This is a genomic window from Brevibacterium senegalense, from assembly GCF_000285835.1.
GTDB classification, from domain to species: Bacteria; Actinomycetota; Actinomycetes; order Actinomycetales; family Brevibacteriaceae; genus Brevibacterium; species Brevibacterium senegalense.
In genome coordinates this window covers 46238-71361 of record NZ_HE978605.1, presented here as the reverse complement: position 1 = coordinate 71361, position 25124 = coordinate 46238, and the positions used below count along the sequence as shown (strand labels likewise).

Genomic DNA, 25124 nt, shown 5'->3' with positions numbered 1-25124 from the left:
AGGGGAAACCGTGACGAGGAAGGGCACGAGCCCACTATGACTATGACCGATCCCGTCGCAGACATGCTCACGCGTCTGCGCAACGCGAACTCGGCGTACCACGAGGACGTGAGCATGCCTTACAGCAAGCTCAAGTCCGCGATCGCCGTGATCCTCAAGAGCGAGGGCTACATCTCCGACTACCGCGTCTCGGACGCGGAGGTCGGCAAGACCCTCGAGCTCGACCTCAAGTTCGGACCCAACCGCGAGCGTTCGATCGCCGGCATCCGCCGCGTGTCGAAGCCGGGTCTGCGCGTGTACGCCAAGTCCAACAGCCTCCCGCGGGTGCTGGGCGGACTGGGCATCGCGATCATCTCGACCTCGTCGGGACTGCTCACGGACAAGCAGGCAGCAAAGCAGGGCGTGGGCGGCGAAGTCCTCGCGTACGTCTGGTAACGGGAAGGAGGAGACACTATGTCACGCATCGGCAAGAACCCCATCTCCGTCCCCTCCGGCGTCGACGTCACCGTCGACGGCCAGGACGTCCGTGTGAAGGGTCCCAAGGGCGAGCTGTCGCTCGTCATCGCGTCCCCGATCGCCGCCACCCTCGAGGACGGCACCATCACGGTGACCCGTCCTGACGAGGAGCGCGAGTCGCGGTCGCTGCACGGCCTCACCCGCACGCTGATCCAGAACCTGATCATCGGCGTGACCGAGGGCTACTCGAAGCAGCTCGAGATCGTGGGCACGGGTTACCGCGTCCAGGCCAAGGGCCAGGATCTGGAGTTCGCTCTGGGCTACAGCCACTCGATCACCGTGAAGGCCCCCGAGGGGATCTCCTTCGCCGTCGAGGGCCAGAACAAGGTGACCGTCAACGGCATCGACAAGCAGCAGGTCGGAGAGGTCGCCGCGAACATCCGGAAGCTCCGGAAGCCCGAGCCCTACAAGGGCAAGGGCGTCCGCTACGCCGGCGAGAACGTCCGTCGCAAGGTCGGAAAGGCTGGTAAGTGATCATGGCCTTCGGAAAGAAGCAGAGCCTCGGCAAGAGCAAGGCCGCTGCACGCGCGCGTCGTCACGCTCGTCTGCGCAAGCACATCAACGGCACCGCCGAGCGCCCGCGCCTCGTGGTCTCGCGCTCGTCGCGCCACGTGTTCGTCCAGGTCATCGACGATGTGGAGGGCCGCACGGTCGCATCCGCATCGACGATGGAGCAGGACCTCCGCGCGTCGGGCGACGACAAGACCGCCAAGGCGCACCGCGTCGGCGAGCTCGTCGCCGAGCGGGCGAAGGCCGCCGGCGTCGAGACCGTGGTCTTCGACCGCGGCGGCAACGCCTACCAGGGTCGCGTGGCCGCAGTGGCCGACGGGGCCCGTGAAGGAGGACTCGCACTGTGAGCACGGAAGAGAACAAGGCGCCCGAGGCCGTCGCAGGCCAGGGCGACTCGCAGCAGGCCGGCAACGACTCCGGTGACCGCGGTCGCGGTCGCGGCCGGGGTCGCGGCGAGGGCGGGGGCCGTCGCGGCAACCGTCAGGACCGCGAGGAGAAGAGCCAGTTCATCGAGCACGTCATCACGATCAACCGCGTGTCGAAGGTGGTGAAGGGCGGCCGTCGCTTCTCCTTCACGGCTCTCGTCGTCGTGGGCGATGGTGACGGCATGGTCGGCATGGGCTACGGCAAGGCCAAGGAGGTCCCCGCGGCCATCGCGAAGGGTGTCGAGGAGGCGAAGAAGAACTTCTTCCGCGTCCCCCGCATTCAGAAGACGATCCCGCACCCCATCACGGCGGAGGACGCCGCCGGCGTCGTGCTGCTGCGTCCGGCCGCTCCGGGCACCGGCGTCATCGCCGGCGGTCCGGTCCGTGCGGTGCTGGACGCTGCTGGTGTCCACGACATCCTGTCGAAGTCGCTGGGCTCCTCGAACGCGATCAACATCGTGCACGCCACGATCGCCGCGCTCAAGGGCCTCGAGCGTCCGGAGGAGGTCGCGGCACGCCGCGGCCTGCCGGTCGATGAGGTCGCTCCGGCGGCTCTCCTGCGTGCTGCTGAGGGGGCGAACTCCTGATGGCGAAGCTCAAGATCACGCAGCTGAAGTCGGAGATCGGCGGCAAGCAGAATCAGCGCGAGACCCTGCGTTCGCTGGGTCTCAAGCGGATCAACGACGTGGTGGTGAAGGACGATCGTCCTGAGATCCGCGGCATGATCAATGCCGTGGGCCACCTCGTCACCTGGGAAGAGGTGGACTGAAATGGCAGAAGAGCACGCACTCAAGCTGCACCACCTGCGTCCTGCTCCCGGTTCGAACACTCCCAAGACCCGCGTGGGTCGCGGTGAGGGCGGCAAGGGCGGCAAGACCGCAGGCCGCGGCACCAAGGGCACGAAGGCCCGTTACCAGGTGCCGCACGGGTTCGAGGGCGGACAGACGCCGCTGCACATGCGTCTGCCCAAGCTCCGCGGCTTCAAGAACCCGAACAAGGTGACCTACCAGGTCATCAACCTCGAGAAGCTGTCGGCCCTGTTCCCGGAGGGCGGCGACGTCACGGTCGCCGACCTCGTGGAGAAGGGCGCGGTCCGCGCCAACCAGCCCGTCAAGGTGCTGGGCACCGGCGAGATCACCGTCGCGATCAACATCACGGCGGAGAAGGTCTCGGGCTCGGCCGAGCAGAAGATCGTCGCAGCGGGCGGGTCGGTCACGACCGCCTGAACCGGCGCATCGCCGCACGGCAGAACGCCTGTGGGGAGCAGTCCAGTGGGACTGCTCCCCACAGGCGTTTCCGCGTCCAGGAGAAGAGTCGCCGGGCGAGTCTGCGGATTCGGCCCGTCTGATGCCCCCTGGTAGAGTGCTCGAGGAATATTGTCGTTTCGTCGTCGATCCCATCTGTGGCCCTGCCTGCCGTCGGTGCGCTGCGACTCCGCCTGACGGGGTCTTCGCGCGCGACCGTGCTCCGGCCGCCGGACCGGCGGACATGTATGAGGAGGACGAGTGCTCGGAGCTGTAGGGCGCGCTTTCAGGACGCCTGATCTTCGCAACAAGCTGCTCTTCACCCTCGGGATCATCGTGCTGTACCGGCTCGGTTCGTTCATCCCGTCGCCCGGCATCGACTACCCGCAGGTGCAGGAGTGCGTGGCCTCGCCCGCACTGACAGAGGGCGCCTTCGGGATGATCAACCTGTTCTCGGGCGGTGCGCTCCTGCAGCTGTCGATCTTCGCGCTGGGCATCATGCCGTACATCACGGCCAGCATCATCACCCAGCTGCTGCGCGTGGTCATCCCCCGGTTCGAGGCCCTGCACAAGGAGGGCGCGTCCGGTCAGGCCAAGATGACGCAGTACACGCGCTACATGACCCTGGGCCTGGCCGTCCTGAACGCGACCACCCTGGTCTCCACGGTGCGCACCGGCGCACTGTTCGGCGATGTGGAGGGCTGCCAGGACCTCATCATCAACGACACGTGGTGGGGCATCGGCATCATCGTCATCACCATGACCGCCGGCACCGGACTCGTCATGTGGCTGGGCGAGCAGATCACGGAGCGCGGCGTGGGCAACGGCATGTCGCTGCTCATCTTCACCTCGATCGCGGCTGGCTTCCCGTCCTCGTTCGGCAACATCCTCAGCTCGCAGGGCATCGACATCTTCCTGCTCGTCATTCTCGTGGGACTCGTCATCGTCGCGCTGGTCGTCTTCGTCGAGCAGTCGCAGCGCCGGATCCCCGTGCAGTACGCGAAGCGCATGGTGGGTCGTCGCATGTTCGGCGGAACCTCGACGTACATCCCGATCAAGGTGAACCAGGCCGGCGTCATCCCGGTCATCTTCGCCTCGTCCGTGCTGTACCTGCCCAGCCTCATCTCGCAGTTCGGCAGCCCGGAGGACGGCTGGGTGCAGTGGATCAACACGTACTTCACGGCCGGTGACCACCCGCTCTACATGGTCACGTACTTCCTCCTCACCGTCTTCTTCACGTTCTTCTACGTCGCGATCACCTTCAATCCGGAGGAGGTCGCGGACAACATGAAGCGCTACGGCGGGTTCATCCCGGGCATCCGCGCGGGCCGGCCCACGGAGCAGTACCTCAGCTACGTGCTCAACCGGATCACGCTGCCCGGCTCGCTGTACCTGGGCTGCGTCGCCCTCATCCCGCTCGTCGCTCTGGTGCTCATCAACGCGAACCAGGACTTCCCCTTCGGCGGCACATCGCTGCTCATCATCGTGGGCGTGGGGCTGGAGACGGTCAAGCAGATCAACTCCCAGATGCAGCAGCGCCACTACGAGGGACTGCTGCGCTGACTCCTTCCCGGAGCATCGCGGACCGCACGGTCCCGGTGCCGGGATCCCGCACCACGGTCGTGGGTCGTCCCTGACGGCGGCCTCGGCAGACAGAGGAAAGGAACCTCATGACCACTCGCATCATCCTCATCGGTCCCCCCGGAGCGGGGAAGGGCACCCAGGCTGCGCGCCTGAGCGAGGCACTGGGCGTGCCCGCGATCTCCACCGGCGACATCTTCCGCGCGAACGTCAAGGGCGAGACGGAGCTGGGCCGCACTGCGAAGCGTTACATGGACGCGGGCGAGTACGTGCCGGACGAGGTCACCAACTCGATGGTCGCGGACCGCCTGTCGCAGGACGACGCGAAGGACGGGTTCCTGCTGGACGGCTACCCGCGCACGCGGGCGCAGGTCGCGGACCTCGATGCGATGCTCGAGGAGCGCGGTGCGTCGCTCGACCACGTCGTCGAACTGACGGCCGATGTCGACGAGGTCGTGGGCCGTCTGCTGGCCCGCGCTTCCCTGCAGGGGCGTTCGGACGACACGGAGGACGTCATCCGCCACCGCCTGGACGTGTACGCGGAGCAGACGCAGCCGCTCACGGACGTCTACGACCAGCGGGGACTGCTGCGTCAGGTCGACGGCCTGGGCGACGTCGAGACCGTCACGGAGCGCATCCGGCAGGCGATCGGCGCCTGATGCTTACCGGCGTCGAGCTGAAGTCGGACGATCAGATCCGCACGATGCGTCGTGCGGGCCTCATCACACGGGCCGCCCTCCAGGCGGCCCGTGCCGCGTGCGTGCCGGGAGCCACGACGGCGGACGTCGATGCGGCCGGTGCCCGTGTCATCGAGGAGGCCGGCGCCACCTCGAACTTCAAGGGCTACCACGGCTACCCCGCGACCCTGTGCGTGTCCGTCAACGAGGTCGTGGTGCACGGGATCCCCGGCGATCGGGTGCTGCAGCCCGGTGACATGGTCTCGATCGACGGCGGCGCGATCGTCGACGGCTTCCACGGCGACTCCGCCCTCACCGTCTTCGTGGGCGGCGAGGAGCAGGCGGATCCCGGGCACGTTCGCCTCTCGCAGGTCACGGAGGAGATCCTGTGGGCGGGCATCGCCGCGATGGCGACGGGACGCAAGGTGGGCGACATCGGTGCCGCGATCGAGGCGCGGGCGCAGGAGCTCGCCCCCGATCTGGGCCTCATCGAGGACTTCACGGGTCACGGCATCGGCACGCAGATGCACATGGACCCGGAGGTCCTCAACTACGACGCCAAGCGCAAGGGGCCCAAGCTGCGGCCCGGCATGTGCCTGGCGATCGAGCCGATGCTGGTCGCCGGCGACATCGCGACGGAGACGCTCGCGGACGACTGGACGGTAGTGACGGCCGACGGCTCCCGCGCCTCGCACTGGGAGCACACGGTCGCCCGCCACGCCCGCGGCATCTGGGTGCTGACGGCCGAGGACGGGGGAGCGGAGCGGCTGGCGCCCTACGGCGTCACGCCCGTCGCCCTCGACTGAACTCCGCACTGCGCCTCCACGGCCGGGACTGTCACGCGACGGTCTCGGCCGTGACCATTCGGTGACCACAACGAACAGAAGTGTCATAAGTCCTACTCGTCTGGAAGAGTCGGACTGGCGAGTCGCCCGCACGTCGTGTGCGTGCGCGCGCTCAGTATCCACGTGAAGCAGAAGGATGAACGAATGGCACACCCCACCACGGGCAAGCGCTTCGTCGCTCTGAGCGCAGCAGTCGCTCTGGGCTTCGGCGGCGCGATGATCGCCGGCCCCGCCTCCGCGGCGCCTACCGCTGAGGCTACGGCCACGGCGACGCCCACCGCGGCGCCCACCACTGACGCACCGGTCGACGTCAAGTTCGAGGCGGCTGCGGCCAAGGCCTTCACTGCCAGCGACAAGATCGCGGCGATCGGACACGGCGCGAACGGCGAGCTCATCGCCCAGGTCGTCGCCGAGAACGTCGACGACAAGCAGGTCGCGGAGGCTCTGGAGCCTGTCGAGGCTTTCGCCCAGGAGACCACCGGTGATGACCTGGTCATCCAGGAGGTGGGCGGCACCTACACCGCTTTCGCACCCGAGCAGGGCGACGACGAGGGCGCTGAAGCCACCGCTTACTCCGCTAGCGACGATATCGTCGCAGGTGCCGGTTACGGCGTGGACACCGGTGGCGGCCAGTACGGTCTCTGCTCTGTCGGATTCCCCGCGACTGACGCGTCCGGCAACGATGTTCTGATCACCGCTGGTCACTGCAGCGATGTGGGCGGCGAGGTCTACGTCGAGCGCCCCTCGACCACCAACGTGTTCACGGGCACGTACGACACCTTCGAGCTCGACGAGTCGCGCAAGCTGGGAACGTTCGTGGAGTCCCAGTTCGGCCCCATGACTCTTGAGGACTACAACAACGGTGCCGAGCTCGACCCCGCGTCCGCACAGGACTTCGCGGTCATCGAGGTCGACGAGTCCGCCGGATTCAACCTGCTGGGCGAGGTCGCGACGTGGAGCGAGTCCTCCGGTGGCGAGGACGATCTCGCTGCGGATACGACCCCGATCACCGGCACGCACGACGTGGTCGAGGGTGACATCGGCAAGACGGTCTTCCACTCCGGTCGCACCACGGGCACGACCAGCGGCGAGATCGACATGGTCGACGGCATCGCGCCGATCGGAGATCCGACCGATGGCACGCAGTACCTGGTGTACGGCTTCTCGTCGAACACACCGGTCGACAGCGGCGACTCGGGCGGAACGGTCATGATGGGCGACAAGGCCGTTGGCGTTGTCTCCGGTGGCGCTCCTGCCTCAGACGGACAGGATGCCCTCCTGTGGGCCGCGGAGCTGTCCGAGGGCCTCAAGCAGCTCGACGGTGACTACGAGATCAAGACGTCCGGCGAGCCCACTGAGGAGCCCACGGAGACGGCGACCCCCACCCCCACTCCCACGGAGACGGATGACGCGGATGTCGACCCGTCGCTGGCCGTCGACCCCCAGGAGATCGCAGCCGAGCGCTTCATCGCCGAGGACGAGGACCAGGCCATCGAGGACGACCGCGGCGTCACCTACACGGTGACGGACGCGGAGCCCGGCTCTGAGGTCACGTTCGACACCTACGCGGGTGGCGACGCTGCGAACGCTGGCTCCGGCGCTGCCCCGGCGGCGGATGCGGCGGACGAGCCCGCCAAGTCGATCACGGTCACGGCGGATGAGGACGGCGTCGCGTCCTCGCGCGTGTGGGGTCTGCCCACCGCGGACGCCTCGGCCTACGTGGGCGACTACTCGGTCGTCGCGACGACGGAGACGGAGACCCTCGAGGGCTCCTTCAGCGTCGTCGAGGGATCGGGTGACGGCGACGAGGGTGACGGCGGCGAGGACCTGCCCCGCACCGGTTCGACCGTCGCTCCGCTGGTCGCCGGTGCTGCCGGACTGGTCGCCCTGGGTGGCGCGCTGGTCTACGTGGCACGCCGCCGCCAGGCATGAGCATCAGTCACTGACGCAGTGATGCGCTGAGCGTCACCGCAGCAGCCCGCAGGGGGTGCAGGATCGGACACGATCCTGCACCCCCTGCGGCGTTCCATCCGGCTGTACCGTGGAAGACGCGCGCCCCGCCCCGGGGCGCCGATCGATCGAGGAGAGAGCACATGGCAGAGCAGACACCGCCGGTCCTGGGACGCTGGAACGCCCAGGATCCCGCGAACGCCTTCCTGTCCTTCGGGGACCTCGTGCCGGAGGGGGAGTCCCGGCCCTTCACGAGCCCTGGGGAGGGGCAGCTGTCCGGCTCCGACGGCTGCAACGGCGTGGGCGGCTCCTATCGCCCAGACGGTGACACGGCCACGATCCGTCGCGGCCCCAGCACGCTCCGCGCCTGCCCGGGTGTCGATACGTGGCTGCGCGGCGCCGCATCCGTCCGCGTCGACGGCGACACCCTGCACGTCTTCAACAGCAAGGACGAGGAGATCGGGACCCTCACCCGGGCCCACGACGCGTGACGCCGCCGTCCGGTGTGCGGTCTCGTGCACATGGCACGACGATGCCCGTGTGCGCGGAACCGGGACCGCGAAACGCACCGCGTCACGCTCCGCGCAGCACCGGCCCCACGTTCGCGCTGATGAAGGCCCGCCGCATCTGCTGCGCGGACAGGTACAGGTCAGTGCGACGCCGGCGGCGGGACTCGGATCCGCCCACCGGATTGTGGACGTGCAGACGCAGCGGATGCCCGGCGCCCGCGCGACCGGTCTCATCGCAGCGCAGCACCCGACGCGCCACGTAGACGTGCGCATCCATGAAGGCGACGGTGCCCTCGCCGTCCTCGCGGTCCAGTTCGAACGAACCGCCGGGACGCCTGAGGGTCGAGAGTACGACGGGTCTGCCCTTCTCCAGCCAGCCGCCCACGGCCTCGACGGTGCGCGGGACCGGACGGGCAGGACTCCACCTGCCGGTCGTGAGCAGCAGGCCGATGCCCGCGAAGTCGTTCTGCAGACGCCGGTACGAGCCGTCGGACCACGCGACGACCGCGGCCTTCTCCACGAGGGAGGCCACGGAGGCCTTGAGCCGGGTGTCGCCCGCACGGTGCCGCAGCGGCACCCGCGTGCTCACGATGACCGACGTCCGCCGCACCGGCAGGAACGGGATGCGCCGCAGACCCGGCATCGGCACGCGGGGGAGTGTGAGATCGATCGCGACGAGGTCGACGTCAGCCGAGTCTCGGCGGACGATCCCCGACGACTCCGCGGAGTCTGCGCACAGCCCGTCCTCCACCGGGACGGGCGTCACCAGTCTGTCCAGGAAGCCGGGGGAGACGTTCTCGCAGGAATCGAGCACCGCGATGAGCCAGCAGTCGCCCAGGTGACCCTGGCGGGCGCGCCGGCGGCGAGGTGCGGTCGAGCGGACGGCGACCGGCTCGAACACCTGCGGACCGCGTGGCAGCGGCTCGAGGCCCCGCGCTCGGGCCAGCAGGCATGCCACCAGGCGGGTCGGCAGTGCGGGCGAGGCGGCCTCGGCGGTGGTGAGGAACCGGACCAGCCGCGCACCCGGAGCCGGTTCGAGGAACCGGAGGACGGCCTCGGCGGCGGCCCGGTGCAGGGGCAGTGCGGTGAGGGACGTCGACTGCGCGCGGTCGACGAGGCGGGCGGCCGCGGCCCGGTCCGCAGGACCGGCCAGCGGATCCAGCAGGTCCGGGAGGGCGCGCTCCACCAGCAGGGGGACTCGGGAGACTGGCATGGTGATCCCTCCGGCGTGTCCGCCTTGCGCGGTCGTCGCGATGTGGCGTATGCGCGCGCACTGCTGTAGAGTGTTCTCTTGGCCTGTGACCACGGGACCTCTGTGCACGCCGTCTGCGGCTCGATCTGTGGGGAGTATACCCAGATCACCGTGACACGACGGATGCAGGGGCGCGGACGGACAGGCTGCCGGTCGACGAGGGGCTCACGCCCCGCAACGAACGAATGACACGCGGTGCGACCGCGGGAAATCGAGGGTGAGAACACACATGGCCAAGAAAGAAGGGGTCATCGAGATCGAGGGGACTGTCGTCGAGGCGCTCCCCAACGCTTCATTCCGGGTCGAACTGACCAACGGCCACAAGGTTCTCGCTCACATCTCGGGCAAGATGCGCCAGCACTACATCCGCATCCTGCCGGAGGACCGCGTCGTCGTGGAGCTCTCGCCCTACGACCTGTCGCGCGGCCGGATCGTCTACCGGTACAAGTAAGCAGAAGATCGCTTCGACGATTTCGCAGGCGCAGCCCCGGGGGCATCCCGGGGCCTTCGCGGTGGAAGAAGGAACAGCTATGAAGGTGAAGCCCAGCGTCAAGCCGATCTGCGAGAAGTGCAAGGTCATCCGTCGACACAGCCGTGTCATGGTGATCTGCGAGAACCCGCGCCACAAGCAGCGTCAGGGCTGATCGTCCCGCTTCGGACAGATCTGGTGTCACGACCGCGGTCGTGAGCCGCACACCCACGCAGACCCCGCCCCCCGCCCCCACGATCCACCGGTTCGGACGGGCGCGGGACGACACCCCCGGTCGGAGGCCGGGGACCCGCAGTGACGAAGACACTGCCGGACAGGGTCTGCACCAGCACCTCCGGAACAATCAGAAGGAAGAACAGATGGCACGTCTTGCCGGAGTCGACATCCCCCGTGAGAAGCGGGTCGTTGTCGCCCTGACATACATCTACGGTGTGGGCCGCACGCGTGCGCGCCAGACCCTGACGGAGACGGGCATCGACCCGTCGACCCGTGTGAAAGACCTGACCGACGCAGAGCTCGTGCAGCTCCGCGATTACATCGAAGGCACCTTCAAGGTCGAGGGCGACCTCCGCCGCGAGGTGTCCGCCGACATCCGCCGCAAGGTGGAGATCGGCTCCTACGAGGGCCTCCGCCACCGTCGTGGCCTTCCCGTGCGCGGACAGCGCACGAAGACCAATGCGCGCACCCGCAAGGGACCCAAGCGCACCGTGGCCGGTAAGAAGAAGTAATCCCCTCAGGATCGATCAGGAGTTTCCAGGAATATGCCTCCCAAGTCACGCACAGCAGCACGCAAGACGCGTCGCAGCGTCAAGAAGAATGTCGTCGCCGGTCAGGCGCACATCAAGTCCACGTTCAACAACACCATCGTGTCCATCACGGACCCGTCCGGTGCTGTCATCTCCTGGGCCTCGTCCGGTGAGGTGGGCTTCAAGGGTTCGCGCAAGTCGACGCCCTACGCCGCGCAGATGGCGGCGGAGTCCGCTGCCCGCCGCGCGCAGGAGCACGGCCTCAAGAAGGTCGATGTCTTCGTGAAGGGCCCGGGTTCGGGCCGCGAGACCGCGATCCGCTCCCTCCAGGCCGCCGGCCTGGAGCTGGGCACGATCCAGGACGTCACCCCCACCCCGCACAACGGCTGCCGTCCGCCCAAGCGTCGGCGCGGCTGATCCTCCCCGATCGGCTCTCCGCCGCCGGTGACGCGAGTCCCCGGCGGCGGTCGCACCGATCGGACCTCCACCAGCCAGCGTTTCGAGCACGAACCCCTCGCGTGCTCTCGAATGCCCGCGAACGTCATATGGCGGATGTTCGCTGAAAGGAAGCCCACGTGCTCATTGCACAGCGCCCCACGCTCACGGAAGAGGTCGTCTCCGAGCGCCGCTCGCGGTTCACCATCGAACCGCTGGAGCCCGGATTCGGCTACACCCTCGGCAACTCGATGCGTCGCACCCTGCTCTCGTCCATCCCCGGCGCCTCGGTCACGAGCGTCCGGATCGACGGAGTCCTGCACGAGTTCTCGACGGTGCCGGGGGTCAAGGAGGACGTCACCGAGTTCCTCCTCAACCTGAAGTCGCTGGTCGTCTCGTCGGAGTTCGACGAGCCCGTCGTCGCGTACCTGCGCAAGCAGGGCCCGGGAGCGGTCACGGCCGAGGACATCTCCGCACCCGCCGGTGTGGAGATCCACAATCCCGAGCTGTACATCGCCACGCTCAACGACACCGGTCGTCTCGACATCGAGCTGACGGTGGAGCGCGGTCGCGGTTACGTGTCCGCAGCCCAGAACAAGAACGCGGACGCAGAGATCGGCCGGATCCCGGTCGACTCGATCTACTCGCCCGTGCTCAAGGTGTCGTACAAGGTCGAGGCCACCCGTGTCGAGCAGCGCACGGACTTCGATCGCCTCATCATCGATGTGGAGACGAAGCCGTCGATCGTCCCCCGCGATGCCCTCGCCTCCGCGGGCAAGACGCTCGTGGAGCTGTTCGGCCTGGCGCGCGAGCTCAACGTCGAGGCCGAGGGCATCGAGATCGGCCCGTCGCCGGTCGATGCCGCGATGGCCGCCGATCTGGCGCTCGCGATCGAGGACCTCGAGCTGACGGTCCGCTCGTACAACTGCCTCAAGCGCGAGGGCATCCACACCGTGGGTGAGCTCGTGGCGCGCAGCGAGGCCGACCTCATGGACATCCGGAACTTCGGTCAGAAGTCCATCGACGAGGTCCGGCAGAAGCTGGGTGAGCTGGGGCTCAACCTCAAGGACAGCCCGGCCGGGTTCGGCGATGCCGAGGACGCGGTGGACGACGACGTGTTCGTCGAGGACGAGCAGTACTGAGCGGCGGCCCCGCGCAGCCTTAAGAATTCCAAGGAGACAGAACAATGCCCACCCCCACCAAGGGAAACCGCCTCGGAGGCTCGCCGGCGCACGAGCGGATCATGCTCAACAACCTCGCCGCGCAGCTCTTCGAGCACAAGTCCATCACTACCACGGTGACGAAGGCCAAGCGCCTGCGTCCGGTGGCGGAGCGCCTCGTCACCTTCGCGAAGAAGGGCGACCTGGCCGCGCGCCGTCGCGTGCTGGGTGCGATCTCCGACAAGGGGATCGTGCACGAGCTCTTCACCTCGATCGCTCCGGCCGTCGCCGAGCGCCCGGGCGGCTACACCCGGATCACGAAGATCGGTCCGCGCAAGGGCGACAACGCCCCCATGGCCGTCATCGAGCTGGTGCTGGAGCCCTACTCGCCCAAGCAGGCCACGGTGAAGGAGGCCGAGCAGGCCACCGCCGCCGCTGCTGACGTCGAGGAGACAGAGGTCGTCGAGACCGAGGCCGCCGAGGCCCCGGCCGCGGAGGCGGACGTCGAGTCCGGCGCGCAGATCGACGAGGCCCAGGAGGCCGCCGAGGACAAGTGAGTCCCGTCATCGCGGGCCGCGCCCGCGAACGGGACTGACTGACACGACGCCGCCCGTGAACCCGCTGGGGTCACGGGCGGCGTCGTCGTGTCGCGGCGTCGTCGTGTCGCGGCGTCGTCGTGTCGCGGCGGCGCTGTGTCGCGGCGGCGCCGTGCAGCGTTGTAGCCGTCTCGCGGCGGCGCTACGGGGCAGGTCGCGCGCGCACTCTGCGCTGAGGTGCACGTGCACGCCTGAGTTCTGCGACATTCGGGGCGTGTACGTACACCTCAACGGGCCCGCGTCGGCTCAGACCGTCGCTCTTCAGACCGCGGCTCTTCAGACCGTCGCTCCTCAGTCCGCTGCTCCTCAGTCAGCGGGGCCGGACCTCTGCGCCGCCCGGCGGAACGCGGTGCGGATGTCGGCCATGTGGGGGCGGTGCTGCGCATCCGGGTCGCAGTGCAGGACGATGCTGCGCACAGGTTCCGGGTCCACGAGCGGCACCGCCACGAGGCTGGGCGGCAGATCGAGGGCCGCCAGGCGGGGGAGCGGTGCGAGGCCGATCCCCGCCATCACCATCGCGAGCAGGCCGTAGTGGTCGTCCGCCCGCGCCACGTGGTGCGGGGTGATGCCGGCGGCGCGGGCCGCGTCGTCCATGACGTCGCCGGACACACTGCCCTCGACGTCGAGGTCGAGCAGCGGCAGATCCTCCAGCTCCGCGACGCGCACCGACTGCTGCGTCGCTGCGGGATGATCGCTAGGGACGACCAGCTGGTAGGCGTCCACCGCCAGGAGCTCGTCTCCGTCCGGGTCCACTCCGCCGGGCAGCACCGTCACGTCCATATCCGGGGCGCTGGACCTCGCCCCGCGGACCGGTTCGTTCGTGAGCACGTCGAAGCGCAGGTGCGGATGGCGGGTCACCGCGTCGCGCAGCACAGCGGGGATCCACTCCTTCGCGACGGAGGACGGGCAGGCGATGACGACCCGATCGAGCGCAGGCGCCCGCATCTGGGCGACGACGCGGTCCAGGCGGGCGGATTCCCCGAAGAGCGACTCGGACTCCTCCGCGAACCGGTGGCCCGCCTCCGTGATCTCGATGCCGCGTCCCGCGCGCCGGTACAGGGGCAGGCCCACGGCCCGCTGGAGTGCGATGATCTGCTGGCTGACGCTGGCCGGCGAGTAGTCGAGGTTGCGTGCGGCCGCCGTCACCGAACCGGTGCTCACGACCGCGCGCCAGATCCTCAGTCGCTGCAGATCCCACATGCCACGAGTGTAAGGCTCTGCCTCACGATCGTGAAGAGATCGTTGCTTCTCCTTGAGGGTCGCGTGCGCCATCCTGGGTGAGGCCCATTCCGCGTGCGTCGCCACCCCGTGCGATGCCGACCGGTTGCGGCCACGCGCGGGAAGTGCCCGTGCAGCGTCGGACGGAGGCGATGGATGCAGAGGATCGAGGCGGCCCCGCAGGGAGCGACCCCGCAGGGGTGGACCCCGCACGATGGGTGCCGGCAGCGCCGGACCCCGCGCCGGCAGGTGCACGCGTGACCGGCGCCGAGTTCATCGCCTTCCTGGGCGCGGTCGCGATCCTCGTCCTCACCCCGGGGCCGGACACGTTCCTCACGCTGCGCTTCGCCGCCCACCAGCTGAAGGCCGGCGTGGTCTACTCCGTCGCCGCTGCGCTGGGCACGCTCGTGTGGGCGATCCTGGCGCTCACGGGCGTGGCCGCCCTGCTGCAGCGCTTCCCGGACATCCGCGTCGTCCTCACATGGGTGGGCGGTGCCTTCCTCGTCTACCTGGGCGCCACCGCACTCCTGCACGTGCGCGCCGCCCTGCGCGGGACGACCGGCGGCCGCCGGCGGGTCGCCGTGACGACGCCGGATGACACCGCTCCCGAGGCCCCGGTCGGCACTGCGTCCCCCGTCGCCACCGCGGTCCGGTCCCAGTCCGCGACGCGCGTCGAGGCACCCGTGGTCGTGCCCTCGGTCACCCGTCTGCCGGTCGTCTTCCGGACGGGCATCATCTCCTCGCTCACGAACCCCAAGACGGGTCTCTTCTTCCTGGCACTGCTGCCGCCGTTCCTGCCCGCGTCCCCGGGGTTCGTCGACCACGTCCTGCTCCTGGCGACCGTCGCCGCGTGCATGTTCGTCTACGGGGTGCTGCTGTCCGTCGTCGCGCGCCGGGTGGGTCGCCACCTCACGAGGGGCCGCGGGCCGCTGGTCGTCGACACCGTGGCCGGCGGGATGCTCATCCTGCTGGGCGTCTCGCTCGTCCTCCTCTGAGGATCGGGCGCCCTTCTCCTAGTCTGAGCCGTCCTCCTCCGAGTCTCAGTCGGAGCGGGTCGTCCGCACGGCCGCGCGGATCTCATCCCAGCCGCGCGCGGTCCAGACCGTCCGCGAGGGAATGAGCGAGGTGAGCGCCTGTGCCAGCACGGTGCGCTCCAGCGGCGGAGCCACGCGGTCGACGAAGACGATCATCCGGGGGCGGGCCAGGCCGCCCAGTTCCGCGTTCACCGTCGCGATGAGGTCGCGGGCGACCGCGTCGCTGGGCTCGCCGTCGATGACGACGCATGCGACGATCGTGCTGCCGGAATTCTCGCGGTGGGCGCGCAGCGCCAGCGCCCGCGTGACGAACGGGTGCTCCTCGAGCGCCCGCTCGACGGCGGACAGCGAGATGAGCTGACCGGACACGGAGACGACCCCGTCCGCGCGTCCCCGGAAGTGCGGAGTGCCGTCCGGGTCGATGGCGACGACGTCCTCCGTCACGACGAGTGCCTCCGCGGCCCCTGTCTCCCACGCCCGGTCGAGGTGCTCCGTCAGGTTGATCGATCCGGGGGTGGGCAGCTGGAGGACGACCTGGCCGGACCCTCCGGGGCCCACCGGCCTGCGGGCGGCGGTGGACCCCTGTGCGCTGGAGCCGTCCGCGGTGTGCGTGCCCCAGGCCTGCGTGTCCGCGGCCGGTTTGTCCGCGGGCCGGTCGTCGTGGCCGAGTGCGTCCCGGGGCAGTGCGTGGGCGACGACGCGTGCGGAGTCCAGTCGCGGCGACGTGCCGGTCACCAGGACGATCCCGGTCAGCTCGACCTGCCCCCACCCGTCCGCGATCGCGCAGTCGACGGCCGCGAAGGTCCGCTCCATCCAATCGCGCAGCCCGGGCTCCACCGGCTCGCCGGCCGTCATGAGGCGCGTGAGTGAGGCGCCGCGGGCGGCGATGGACTCCTCGATCCGCCAGTCGCGCAGCGTGCGCATGACGGACGGCGAGGTCACCAGCGTGGAGACGCCGTAGCGCTCGACGATGTCGAGCGTCCGCTGGTGGTCCGGGACATCGAGGGTGCCCTCGTAGACGACGACGGTGTCGCCGGACAGGAGGGGGCCGATGAGGCCGTGCCAGGTGGAGACGGCCCACGACACGTCCGCGGCGCACCAGAACACCGGTCCGGACCGCACCGTCGCGTGCACGGCGGCCGACTGCAGGAGGACGCCCGCGACCGTGTGCTGGGTGAGCCGGGCGGTGGGCGCGCCGGACGCCTGCTGCCGGGTGCAGAGCACGTGATCGGGAGGCAGCGCCGTCGATGCGACCGGGGCCAGGGGATCGGTCGAATCCAGCAGGTCGGAGTACCAGACGTCTCCGTGGAACCACGCGACGTCCATGCCGGTGCGACGGATGACGACGGTCGTCTCGACACTGGAGGTGCTGGCCAGCGCTTCGTCCGCACGGGCCTTGAGGGGCAGGACGGCACCGCGGCGCCACGCGCCGTCCTGCGTGAGGAGGACGGTGGGGGCCAGCTGCTCGATCCGCAGTCCCAGCGCCTCCGACGGGAGGGAGACCGGCAGCATCGACCACGAGGCGCCGATGCTCATGCACGCGATCATCGTCACGACCGTCTCCGGGAGCCACCCCGTGTGGAGTGCGACGACGTCCTGCGAGCCCACGCCCAGTCCGCGCAGCGCGCGCACGGCGCGGTCGACCTCGTGCGACAGCTGCGCGTACGTGAGGCTGCTGCGGTCGCCCGGCTCTCCCTCCCAGCGGATCGCGACGCGGTCGCCGTGGGCCTCCGCGTGCCGGTGGACCAGATTACTCGCGACGTCGATCGAGCCGCCGGGGCACCAGGTGCCCGGGGACCCCGGTGCCGGGGGCGGCTCCCAGACGGCACGGGGCGCGGTCTCCCAGTCCAGTGCGTCGACGACGGTCTCCCACTCGCGCTGCACCTCGTGGGCCAGTCGCTGGAGCCAGGAGGGTGCGGACTCAGGCATGGGGGATGCTCCTTCCTCCGGAGACGGCCGTGCGCAGCAGGGCGGCGGCGACGACCTGCGGGTCCGAGGCCGGCTGCAGATCCGCCGTGAGCGCGGCGACCACGGTCCCGTCCGCCGCGGCGACGGGCACGGCGACCTCGTCCGGTGCCGTGGGGTCCGTCGATTCGTAGACGACGTGGGGGGCGCTGCGCCACTCCTCGCGCTGCCCGTGCAGGTCCGGACGCGCGGCGGCGACCCGCTCCCACTCCTCGTCGTCCGCGTGTGCGGCGAGGATGCGCCCGGCCGCGGAGTCCAGGGCGCACGCGGCGTGGAGGGGGCGGCGGAACGGACCGCGGTCCTGCGCCTCGACCTGGTCGATGCAGACCGCCTCCCCGTGGATGAGCACGTGCACGCCGATCGTCGCCTGCAGCTGGTCGCGCAGGCCGATCATGAACGGATTGAGCGCGGAGAGGATCGGACTGCCGGACATGCGATGCACCGCCAGGCGCATGACGGCCGGCCCCAGGCCGTAGCGGGAGGTCGCGGGGTCCTGGACGGCGTACTCCGCGTGGACGAGGGACCGCAGCAGCCGATGGACCGTGGGCACGGTCATGCCCGACTGCTGGGCCAGGTCCGTGAGCTGGTGGAGGTGGGGGCTCCGTGCCAGCAGGTCCATGAGCAGGGTGGCGTTGCGGATCGTTCCGAGCCCACCCTTGGGGGCGCCTCCATCGATCACCGCACACCACCGTCCGTCGTCCGTCCGCCGCAGGAACGGGGCGTCGCTGCGGCCTGCACTGCACCGAGGCTCTCACATCACTCTGGTATCCGGCACCTCGTGTCGGTATGGAACTGAGTTTCGCGAAAGCAGGTATTGCATTCAGCATAGTGGAAACGTACTCTGATCGCATGACGTGACACCCGTCACTTCCGGAAGCGAGGATGCTCCCCAGCGCCTCGACGACCACTTCGAGGAGCAGATCAAGTGCGAACACGCGCATACAGGCACTCACTCAACGGGAGTTCGATGCCGCCCGGGCAGCCGCTGCTGCAGGTCGACGACCTCACCCTCAGGTTCGGCGGCGTCACGGCCCTGGCGGATGTGAACATGACGGTCGAGTCCGGGACCATCCACGCGATCATCGGTCCCAACGGCGCCGGCAAGTCGTCGCTCCTCAACTGCATCTCCGGCCTCTACCGGCCCACCTCCGGATCCGTGGTCCTCCGCTACGTCGCCGACGACGTGGCCCGCGGAGGTGGGCTGGCAGCGGACCCGGGCGCGGCCTCGGGCACGGCAGTGGCGGACGTGGCGGACCTGGACGTTCGCGAGCGCGCACTCACGAGCCTCCCGCCCAACCGCGTCGCGCGGCTGGGTGTGGCCCGCAGCTTCCAGAACATCGAGCTCTTCGACCAGCTGACGGTGCTGGAGAACATGATGCTGGGCCGCCACGTCCACATGAAGCACAACGTGCTCACCTCCATGCTGTGGTTCGGTCCCGCCCGCCGCCAGGAGATCGCGCACCGCGAGATCGTCGAGGAGGTCATCGACCTGCTCAAGCTGCAGGCGCACCGCCAGAAGCCCGTCGGCATGCTGTCGTACGGCATCCAGAAGCGCGTCGAGTTGGGCCGCGCACTGGCGATGCAGCCGTCCCTGCTCCTGCTGGACGAGCCGATGGCGGGCATGAACGCGGAGGAGAAGGAGGATCTGGCCCGGTACGTCCTGGACGTCCACGAGCTGGCCGGTGTCTCGATCGTCCTCATCGAGCACGACATGAACGTCGTCATGGACATCTCGAACCGGGTGACGGTGCTGGACTTCGGCCGCGTGATCGGCGACGGGACGCCGCGCGAGGTCATGGACAACCCGCGGGTCATCGAGGCCTACCTGGGTGCGGGGGTCGCGTCGTGAGCGCACAGGGTCCCGCCGCCGGCGCCGGCCGTGCCGTCGCGATCGACCGACCGGGCCACGACATCACTCGGACGATGCCGCAGCTGCTGCGCGCGCACGCCGCCACGACCCCGGACGCGGTCGCGATGCAGGAGAAGCGCTACGGAATCTGGATGCCCACGACCTGGGCCACCTACCGGGACCGGGTCCGCGATTTCGCGCTGGGACTGGCGGAGATGGGCGTGGAGCGCGGCGACATCGTCGCGGTGCTGGGGGACAACCGGCCGGAGTGGCTCATCGCGGAGCTCGCCGCGCAGTCCCTGGGCGCGGCCGTCGTGGGCATCTACCCCACCTCGATCGGCGCGGAGCTCACCCACGTGCTGGCGGTCGCGCGGGCCCGGGTGGTCGTCGCGGAGGACCAGGAGCAGGTCGACAAGCTGCTGGCGATCGATCCGGGCGCGGACGAGCGCCTGGTCGTCGAGCACATCGTCTACTACGATCCGCACGGCCTGGAGCAGTACGACCATCCGATGCTCAGCGAGTTCACCGCCGTTGAGGACACGGGCAGGCAGGCCGTCGATACCCGGGGGGCCTGGCTGGAGGAGCAGATCGAGGCGAGCAGTCCGGACGACCTGGCCGTCATCTGCACGACGTCCGGCACGACCTCGCTGCCCAAGCTCGCAGAGCTGTCGCACGCGAACCTCCTGTCGATGGCCGCGCGGCTCACGGAGATCGATCCGATCACGCCTCGGTTCCGCTACGTGTCCACCCTCCCGTTCGCGTGGATCGGCGAGCAGATGCTGGCCGTCGCCAGCGGACTGCATGCGGGCTTCACGGTGTCGTTCCCGGAGGATTCCTCCACACAGCGCTCCGACCTGCGCGAGATCGGGCCGGACGTCATGTTCGCGCCCCCGCGCATCTGGGAGTCCCTGCTGACGGAGGTGCAGGTGCGGATCGACGAGGCCGGTCCCGTCAAGCGCGCGATCTTCGGCTGGGGCTACTCCGTCATGGACCGCATCGCGGCGGCGCGCAACGAGGGGCGCAACCCCGGTGTCGGACTGCGGGCGGCGGGCCTCCTCGCGGACCTCGTGGCGACGCGCCCCGTCCGCGAGCAGCTGGGACTCACCCGGATCAAGCGGGGCTACACCGGCGGTGCGCCGCTGGGGCCGGACGTGTTCCGCTTCTTCCACGCGATCGGCGTCAACCTCAAGCAGATCTACGGGCAGACGGAGATCTGCGGCATTGCCGTCCTTCACCGCGACGGGGAGATCTCTTTCGACTCCGTGGGTGTCCCGCTGCCGGCGACGGAGCTGCGGTTCGGCGACCGGCAGGAGATCCTGCTGCGGTCCTCGGCGGTGTTCCGCGGGTACCACCGCAACGACGAGGAGACGGCGAAGACCGTCACCCCGGACGGCTGGCTGCGCACGGGCGACGCGGGCTACCTCGACTCCTCCGGACAGCTGGTCGTCGTCGACCGGCTCAAGGACGTCGTGTTCGCGGAGGACGGGACGATGTACTCCCACGCGTTCATCGAGAACAAGCTGAAGTTCTCCCCGTACGTCGAGGAGGCCGTCGTCTTCTCCGGCCCCACTCTGGAGGGCGCGGACGCGACGGACACGGACAGCCCCCTGTGCGCGATCATCACGATCGACCCCGCGACGGTGGGGGCGTGGGCGGAGCACTCGCGGCTCGCGTTCACGACCTACACGGACCTCGCTTCGAAGCCGGAGGTCCAGGACCTCGTCGCCGCGGACATCGCGACGGCGAACCAGGACCTCATGGAGCGGATCCGCATCCGCAGGTTCGTGCTCCTGCACAAGCAGTTCGACCCGGACGACGACGAGATCACGCGCACGCGCAAGGTCCGGCGGAACGTGGTCGGGCAGCGGTACGCCCCCATCATCGAAGCACTGGCAGCGGGCCGGGAGGGCGTCACCATCACCTCGAGCATCACGTATCAGGACGGCACGGTCGCCCAGCGCAGCATCCCGCTGCGCAACATCGACCTGGCCGATGTCGCCCCGCCCGCGGGTGCCGCCCGTCGCAAGGTCTGGAGTGGTCGCGCATGAGCACGTTCGTCACCCTTCTCATCATCGGCCTGTCCGAGGGTGCGATCCTGGCGCTCGCCGCGCTGGGCTTCGTGCTCATCTACAAGGCGACCGGCGTCATCAATTTCGCGCAGGGCGAGTTCCTGCTGATCGGCGCCTACTCCTTCTACACCGCGTTCGTCGTCATGCAGCTGCCGATCGTCCTGGCGCTGCTGGTGGGCGTGCTGGTCGCGGTCATCGTGGGCGTCGTCGTCGAGCGCTTCATCCTCAGGCCCATGGTGGGGCAGAGCCACATCTCGATCATCATGGTGACGATCGGGCTGGCGAGCGTGCTGAGCGCGATCGTCCAGATGTTCTTCGGCACCAATCCGCGGTCCATGCCGCCCATCCTGCCGCGCGGCTCCGTCTCCATCCTGGGCGGCAGCGTGCCGGTCAACCGGCTGTGGGCGATCGTCATCTGCGCCGTCGTCCTCGTCCTCCTCACGTGGTTCTTCCAGAAGTCCCGGCACGGCGTCGCGATGCGCGCCGTGGCGGACGACCAGCAGGCCGCGATGACGGTGGGCATCTCCGTCCGCCGCGTGTTCGCCCTGTCCTGGGCGCTGGCCGCCGTGTCCGCGCTCATCGCGGGCGTGACGCTGGCGGACGTGACGACCGTCGAGATGAACATCGTGAACTTCGGTCTGCTCGTGTTCCCCGTCGTCATCATGGGCGGACTGGACTCCGTGCCCGGCACGATCGTGGGCGGACTCACGATCGGCCTCGTCACCCAGTTCGTGTCCGGCTACATGGATCCGGGCCTGGCGGAGATCGTCCCCTACATCGTCCTCGTCCTCGTGCTCCTCGTCCGCCCCTACGGGGTGTTCGGCGAGAAGCGGATCGAAAGGGTCTGAGCCATGACAGCAGTGGAGACCGGGCGTCACCACACGAGCTACAGGTCAGAGCTCCGACTGTGGCACACGCGCCCCCAGTTCATCCGGATGGCCGTCCTGGCCGTCATCGTCCTCGTCCTCCCGCTCCTCCTCGACAACTACTGGCTGTCGCTGGCCAACACCGCGATGATCGCGGCGATCGGCGCGATCGGCCTCAACATCCTCGTGGGGTACACGGGACAGATCTCACTGGGCCAGGGCGGCTTCCTGGCGGTGGGGGCGTTCACCTCCGCGATCCTCACGGACAGGCTGGGGATGCCGGCGCCGGTGTCGATCGTGGGCGCGGTCCTCCTGACCGCCGCGGTGGGCGTCATCGTGGGCCTGCCCGCGCTGCGCCTCAAAGGCCTCTACCTGGCGATCGCGACGCTCGCCTCGCAGATGGTCATCCTCTTCATCGTGAGGCGCTGGGGCTTTCTCACGGAGGGTCAGGGATTCCTGGACGTCGCCCGCCTGGAGGTCTTCGGGTTCCGTCTGGACCGGTCGAGCTTCGAGCAGCAGTGGTACATGATCCTGCTGGTCATCACGGTGGTGGCGGCGCTCACGGCGACGAACCTGTTCCGCACCGGCATGGGGCGCTCTTTCATGGCGGTCCGCGATCAGGACATCGCCGCCTCCGCGATGGGCGTCAACCTCACCCGCGCGAAGCTCACCGCGTTCGCCGTGTCGAACGGGTACGTGGGTCTGGCCGGCGCACTCCTGGCCCACTACACGGAGATCCTGTCCTGGGAGAAGTTCACGATCGACGTGTCGATCCTCTACCTCGCGATGATCATCGTGGGCGGTCTGGGGTCGGTCGCCGGTGCCGTCTACGGCGCGGTCTTCATGACCCTCCTGCCGGTCATCGTCCGCAGCTTCGCGGACGTGGTGGGCGGTGCGGTGCCGATCGTCAAGAACCAGCTCCCGGCCGTGGAACACGGGGTCTTCGGCCTCACGATCATCATCTTCCTCATCTTCGAGCCGCGCGGCCTCAACCGGATCTGGCAGCGCCTCAAGGACTGGTTCGGCTTCTGGCCCTTCCGCTACTGACCCGCAGCACTGACTGACCCGCACGTCCCGAACGACCCGCACCACACCACCCCGGAGGGGCGGACCCGTCCCTCCCCGCACAAGGAGACCGCAATGAAGCACTCTCGCCACCTCTCTGCCGCCGCCCTCGCAGCCGTCGCCGCCATGACCCTCGCCGCGTGCGGCGGGGGAGGAGCCGCCAGCGCAGACTCCGACGAGCCGATCCCGATCGGCGTCATCGCGGACCTGTCCGGCGCCACCGGCGACGTGGGCACCCCGTACAACGAGGGGATGCTCGCCTTCGTCGAGCACGTGAACGCGGACGGCGGCATCGAGGGCCGTGAGATCGACGCGATCTCCAACGACTACGCCTACGAGGTCCCGCAGGCGGAGGAGCTGTACCGCCGGTACGTCAACGACGAGGTCGTCGCGATCCAGGGCTGGGGCACGGGCGACACCGAGGCCCTGCGCACCCGGGTCGCGAACGACGAGCTGCCCTTCATGTCCGGCTCCTTCTCCGAGGAGCTGACGGACCCGGAGGACTCGCCCTACAACTTCCTCGTCGCAGCGACCTACTCCGATCAGATTCGCGCCGCCCTCAACTGGATCGCGGAGCAGTCCGACGGTGAGGAGGTGGGCGTCGCAGCACTCCACCACGACTCCCCGTTCGGCACGTCCCCGGTGGGCGACGGCGAGGAGTGGGTCGAGGAGCAGGGACTGGCGATCGACTACAGCTCCCACGCGATGCCGTCCGGCACGACGAACTTCGCGGGCCTCCTGAGCCAGGTGGACGATGCGGAGTACATCATCATCCAGAACGTGGCGAGCCCGGCCGCGCAGCTGGCCCGCGACCTGGCCGCGCAGGGCGGCGACCAGACGATCGTCTGCCTCAACTGGTGCGGCAACGAGCTGTTCGTCACCGCTGCCGGGGATGCGGCGGAGGGCCACGTCATGGTCCAGCCGATCGCCCCGGTGTCCACGGAGCGTCCCGGCCACGAGGAGCTGCTGGCCTACCTCGAGGAGCAGGGCACCGACCCGGCTGACGTGACCGTCAGCTTCGTGCAGGGCTGGTACGCGATGCACGTCATGGCAGAGGGCATCCGCCACACGCTGGCCGCTGGCGAGGACCTCACCGGTGCGGCGATCCGCGAGTCGCTCGAGACGATGGGGCCGATCGACACCGGTGGCGTCATCGGCGACGGCACCGTGGAGTTCAGCGCGGACAGCCACCGCGGCTCGACGACGTCCGGCCTTTACGAGGTGAAGGACGGGCAGCTGGTCGTGCTCGAGGAGGCGGTGAACCCGTGACCGCGGCTCCCCAGGCGGCACCGGGGGCGGGACCGCCCCCGGCGCAGCCGCCGCTCCTGTCGATCAATAACATCGAGGTCATCTACGACGAGGTGATCCTCGTGCTGCGCGGCCTCTCGCTGGAGGTCCCCCAGGGGCAGATCGTCGCCCTCCTGGGCTCCAACGGAGCCGGGAAGTCCACGACGCTCAAGGCGGCCTCGGGCCTGCTGCCCAGCGAGCAGGGCGAGGTGACCGGCGGTCGCATCACCTTCAAGGGCGAGGACATCACGACGATGGACGCGCCGGAGCGGGTCAAGCGCGGGCTGAGCCTCTGCATGGAGGGCCGGCACGTGTTCCCGCACCTGACGGTGGGCGACAACCTGCTCGCCGGGGGCTACACGAAGGCCCGGGAGTCCGCGTCCACGCTGGACTTCGTGTACGAGTTCTTCCCCAAGCTGGCGGACATGCGCGGCCGCACCGCCGGGTTCCTGTCCGGCGGCGAGCAGCAGATGCTGGCGATCGGGCGGGCGCTCATGGCGCAGCCGGAGCTGCTCATGCTCGACGAGCCGTCGCTGGGACTGGCTCCGCTGCTGGTCGAGGAGATCTTCGAGACGATCGCCAGGCTCAACGCGGACACCGGTCTCACGGTGCTGGTGATCGAGCAGAACGCGCGCACCGCCCTGTCCGTGGCCCATCACGGCTACATCATGGAGCAGGGGCGGATCATGCTCGAGGACTCCGCGGCTGCACTGGCGGACAACCCGGACGTCAAGGAGTTCTACCTGGGCGTCGGGGGCGATTCGGGCACCCGCAGCTACCGGGATGTCAAGCACTACAGGCGCCGGAAGCGCTGGCTGTGACGGGGGAGACCACT

At 69.3% G+C, this 25124-nt stretch carries 28 protein-coding genes; 24 read left to right on the top strand and 4 right to left on the bottom strand.

Translation table 11 applies throughout. The features are described from left to right. Positions 1-36 precede the first annotated feature (36 nt). The 11 genes from rpsH (at position 37) to HGBR_RS17570 (ending at position 8239) form a co-directional block, all read left to right on the top strand. A complete protein-coding gene (gene rpsH / locus HGBR_RS10940) occupies positions 37-435 on the top strand; it encodes a 30S ribosomal protein S8 (protein WP_026077523.1) in 399 nt (132 codons plus the stop codon). An 18-nt stretch (positions 436-453) separates the two neighbouring features. Then, positions 454-990, top strand: a complete 537-nt coding sequence (gene rplF / locus HGBR_RS10935; protein ID WP_019159385.1) for a 50S ribosomal protein L6 — start codon at positions 454-456, stop codon at positions 988-990. 2 nt (positions 991-992) lie between these two features. Further along, the gene (rplR, locus tag HGBR_RS10930) at positions 993-1373 is read left to right on the top strand and encodes a 50S ribosomal protein L18 (RefSeq protein ID WP_026077522.1); all 381 of its coding nucleotides are present in this window, start codon (positions 993-995) and stop codon (positions 1371-1373) included. Next, on the top strand, positions 1370-2038 hold the full coding sequence (gene rpsE, locus HGBR_RS10925; RefSeq protein WP_019159383.1) for a 30S ribosomal protein S5: 669 nt from the start codon (positions 1370-1372) through the stop codon (positions 2036-2038). The genes rplR and rpsE overlap by 4 nt, the downstream gene beginning before the upstream one ends. Then, positions 2038-2220, top strand: coding sequence for a 50S ribosomal protein L30 (gene rpmD, locus HGBR_RS10920; RefSeq protein WP_019159382.1), 183 nt, complete (start codon positions 2038-2040; stop codon positions 2218-2220). Before rpsE ends, rpmD begins: the two co-directional genes overlap by 1 nt. Before the next feature lies 1 nt (position 2221). Beyond that, the gene (gene rplO / locus HGBR_RS10915; RefSeq protein ID WP_019159381.1) at positions 2222-2677 is read left to right on the top strand and encodes a 50S ribosomal protein L15; all 456 of its coding nucleotides are present in this window, start codon (positions 2222-2224) and stop codon (positions 2675-2677) included. A 279-nt stretch (positions 2678-2956) separates the two neighbouring features. After that, on the top strand, positions 2957-4258 hold the full coding sequence (secY, locus tag HGBR_RS10910; RefSeq protein WP_019159380.1) for a preprotein translocase subunit SecY: 1302 nt from the start codon (positions 2957-2959) through the stop codon (positions 4256-4258). A gap of 107 nt (positions 4259-4365) precedes the next feature. Continuing rightward, a complete protein-coding gene (locus HGBR_RS10905; protein WP_019159379.1) occupies positions 4366-4935 on the top strand; it encodes an adenylate kinase in 570 nt (189 codons plus the stop codon). Beyond that, entirely contained in the window at positions 4935-5759 is an 825-nt protein-coding gene (map, locus tag HGBR_RS10900) for a type I methionyl aminopeptidase (protein WP_019159378.1), read from the top strand. The genes HGBR_RS10905 and map overlap by 1 nt, the downstream gene beginning before the upstream one ends. A 183-nt stretch (positions 5760-5942) precedes the next feature. Beyond that, entirely contained in the window at positions 5943-7730 is a 1788-nt protein-coding gene (locus HGBR_RS10895) for a trypsin-like serine protease (protein WP_019159377.1), read from the top strand. 161 nt (positions 7731-7891) lie between these two features. Then, positions 7892-8239: an META domain-containing protein gene (locus HGBR_RS17570; RefSeq protein WP_019159376.1), complete on the top strand. Its 348-nt coding sequence runs from the start codon at positions 7892-7894 to the stop codon at positions 8237-8239. A gap of 82 nt (positions 8240-8321) precedes the next feature. Here the strand turns inward: HGBR_RS17570 and HGBR_RS18945 are convergent, their stop codons facing one another. Beyond that, positions 8322-9470 (bottom strand): hypothetical protein, encoded by a 1149-nt coding sequence (locus HGBR_RS18945; protein WP_019159375.1) that lies wholly within the window; start codon positions 9468-9470, stop codon positions 8322-8324. A 268-nt stretch (positions 9471-9738) separates the two neighbouring features. On the opposite strand from HGBR_RS18945, the gene infA reads away from it, so the two are divergent. From infA to rplQ, 6 genes are all read left to right on the top strand, one after another. Further along, entirely contained in the window at positions 9739-9960 is a 222-nt protein-coding gene (gene infA, locus HGBR_RS10880; protein ID WP_019159374.1) for a translation initiation factor IF-1, read from the top strand. A 79-nt stretch (positions 9961-10039) separates the two neighbouring features. Then, the gene (rpmJ, locus tag HGBR_RS10875; RefSeq protein WP_019159373.1) at positions 10040-10153 is read left to right on the top strand and encodes a 50S ribosomal protein L36; all 114 of its coding nucleotides are present in this window, start codon (positions 10040-10042) and stop codon (positions 10151-10153) included. Positions 10154-10358: 205 nt separating this feature from the next. Next, the gene (gene rpsM, locus HGBR_RS10870) at positions 10359-10727 is read left to right on the top strand and encodes a 30S ribosomal protein S13 (protein ID WP_019159372.1); all 369 of its coding nucleotides are present in this window, start codon (positions 10359-10361) and stop codon (positions 10725-10727) included. A gap of 33 nt (positions 10728-10760) precedes the next feature. After that, positions 10761-11162: a 30S ribosomal protein S11 gene (rpsK, locus tag HGBR_RS10865; protein ID WP_019159371.1), complete on the top strand. Its 402-nt coding sequence runs from the start codon at positions 10761-10763 to the stop codon at positions 11160-11162. Positions 11163-11320: 158 nt separating this feature from the next. Continuing rightward, on the top strand, positions 11321-12322 hold the full coding sequence (locus tag HGBR_RS10860) for a DNA-directed RNA polymerase subunit alpha (protein ID WP_019159370.1): 1002 nt from the start codon (positions 11321-11323) through the stop codon (positions 12320-12322). Between the two features lie 44 nt (positions 12323-12366). After that, entirely contained in the window at positions 12367-12897 is a 531-nt protein-coding gene (gene rplQ, locus HGBR_RS10855) for a 50S ribosomal protein L17 (protein ID WP_019159369.1), read from the top strand. 345 nt (positions 12898-13242) lie between these two features. Here the strand turns inward: rplQ and HGBR_RS10850 are convergent, their stop codons facing one another. Next, positions 13243-14136 carry a LysR family transcriptional regulator gene (locus tag HGBR_RS10850; RefSeq protein ID WP_019159368.1) on the bottom strand — a complete coding sequence of 298 codons (894 nt, stop codon included), beginning with the start codon at positions 14134-14136 and terminating at the stop codon, positions 13243-13245. A 275-nt stretch (positions 14137-14411) separates the two neighbouring features. Here HGBR_RS10850 and HGBR_RS10840 point away from each other — a divergent pair, with 275 nt between their 5' ends. Continuing rightward, positions 14412-15149, top strand: a complete 738-nt coding sequence (locus tag HGBR_RS10840; RefSeq protein WP_019159366.1) for a LysE family translocator — start codon at positions 14412-14414, stop codon at positions 15147-15149. 45 nt (positions 15150-15194) lie between these two features. Here HGBR_RS10840 and HGBR_RS10835 read toward each other — a convergent pair whose 3' ends face one another. Further along, complete coding sequence (locus tag HGBR_RS10835) at positions 15195-17117, bottom strand: acetate--CoA ligase (protein ID WP_019159365.1); 1923 nt, start codon at positions 17115-17117, stop codon at positions 15195-15197. Continuing rightward, complete coding sequence (locus HGBR_RS10830) at positions 17110-17832, bottom strand: IclR family transcriptional regulator (protein ID WP_019159364.1); 723 nt, start codon at positions 17830-17832, stop codon at positions 17110-17112. The genes HGBR_RS10835 and HGBR_RS10830 overlap by 8 nt, the downstream gene beginning before the upstream one ends. A 288-nt stretch (positions 17833-18120) precedes the next feature. On the opposite strand from HGBR_RS10830, the gene HGBR_RS10825 reads away from it, so the two are divergent. The 6 genes from HGBR_RS10825 (at position 18121) to HGBR_RS10800 (ending at position 25110) form a co-directional block, all read left to right on the top strand. Next, the gene (locus HGBR_RS10825) at positions 18121-19002 is read left to right on the top strand and encodes an ABC transporter ATP-binding protein (protein ID WP_019159363.1); all 882 of its coding nucleotides are present in this window, start codon (positions 18121-18123) and stop codon (positions 19000-19002) included. Next, positions 18999-21050 carry an AMP-binding protein gene (locus HGBR_RS10820; protein WP_019159362.1) on the top strand — a complete coding sequence of 684 codons (2052 nt, stop codon included), beginning with the start codon at positions 18999-19001 and terminating at the stop codon, positions 21048-21050. Before HGBR_RS10825 ends, HGBR_RS10820 begins: the two co-directional genes overlap by 4 nt. After that, entirely contained in the window at positions 21047-21919 is an 873-nt protein-coding gene (locus HGBR_RS10815) for a branched-chain amino acid ABC transporter permease (RefSeq protein WP_019159361.1), read from the top strand. The genes HGBR_RS10820 and HGBR_RS10815 overlap by 4 nt, the downstream gene beginning before the upstream one ends. A gap of 3 nt (positions 21920-21922) precedes the next feature. Further along, complete coding sequence (locus HGBR_RS10810) at positions 21923-22984, top strand: branched-chain amino acid ABC transporter permease (protein WP_147522446.1); 1062 nt, start codon at positions 21923-21925, stop codon at positions 22982-22984. Positions 22985-23077: 93 nt separating this feature from the next. Continuing rightward, positions 23078-24271, top strand: coding sequence for an ABC transporter substrate-binding protein (locus tag HGBR_RS10805; RefSeq protein ID WP_019159359.1), 1194 nt, complete (start codon positions 23078-23080; stop codon positions 24269-24271). Continuing rightward, positions 24268-25110 (top strand): ABC transporter ATP-binding protein, encoded by an 843-nt coding sequence (locus tag HGBR_RS10800; protein WP_019159358.1) that lies wholly within the window; start codon positions 24268-24270, stop codon positions 25108-25110. Before HGBR_RS10805 ends, HGBR_RS10800 begins: the two co-directional genes overlap by 4 nt. The last annotated feature ends 14 nt before the right edge of the window (positions 25111-25124 follow it).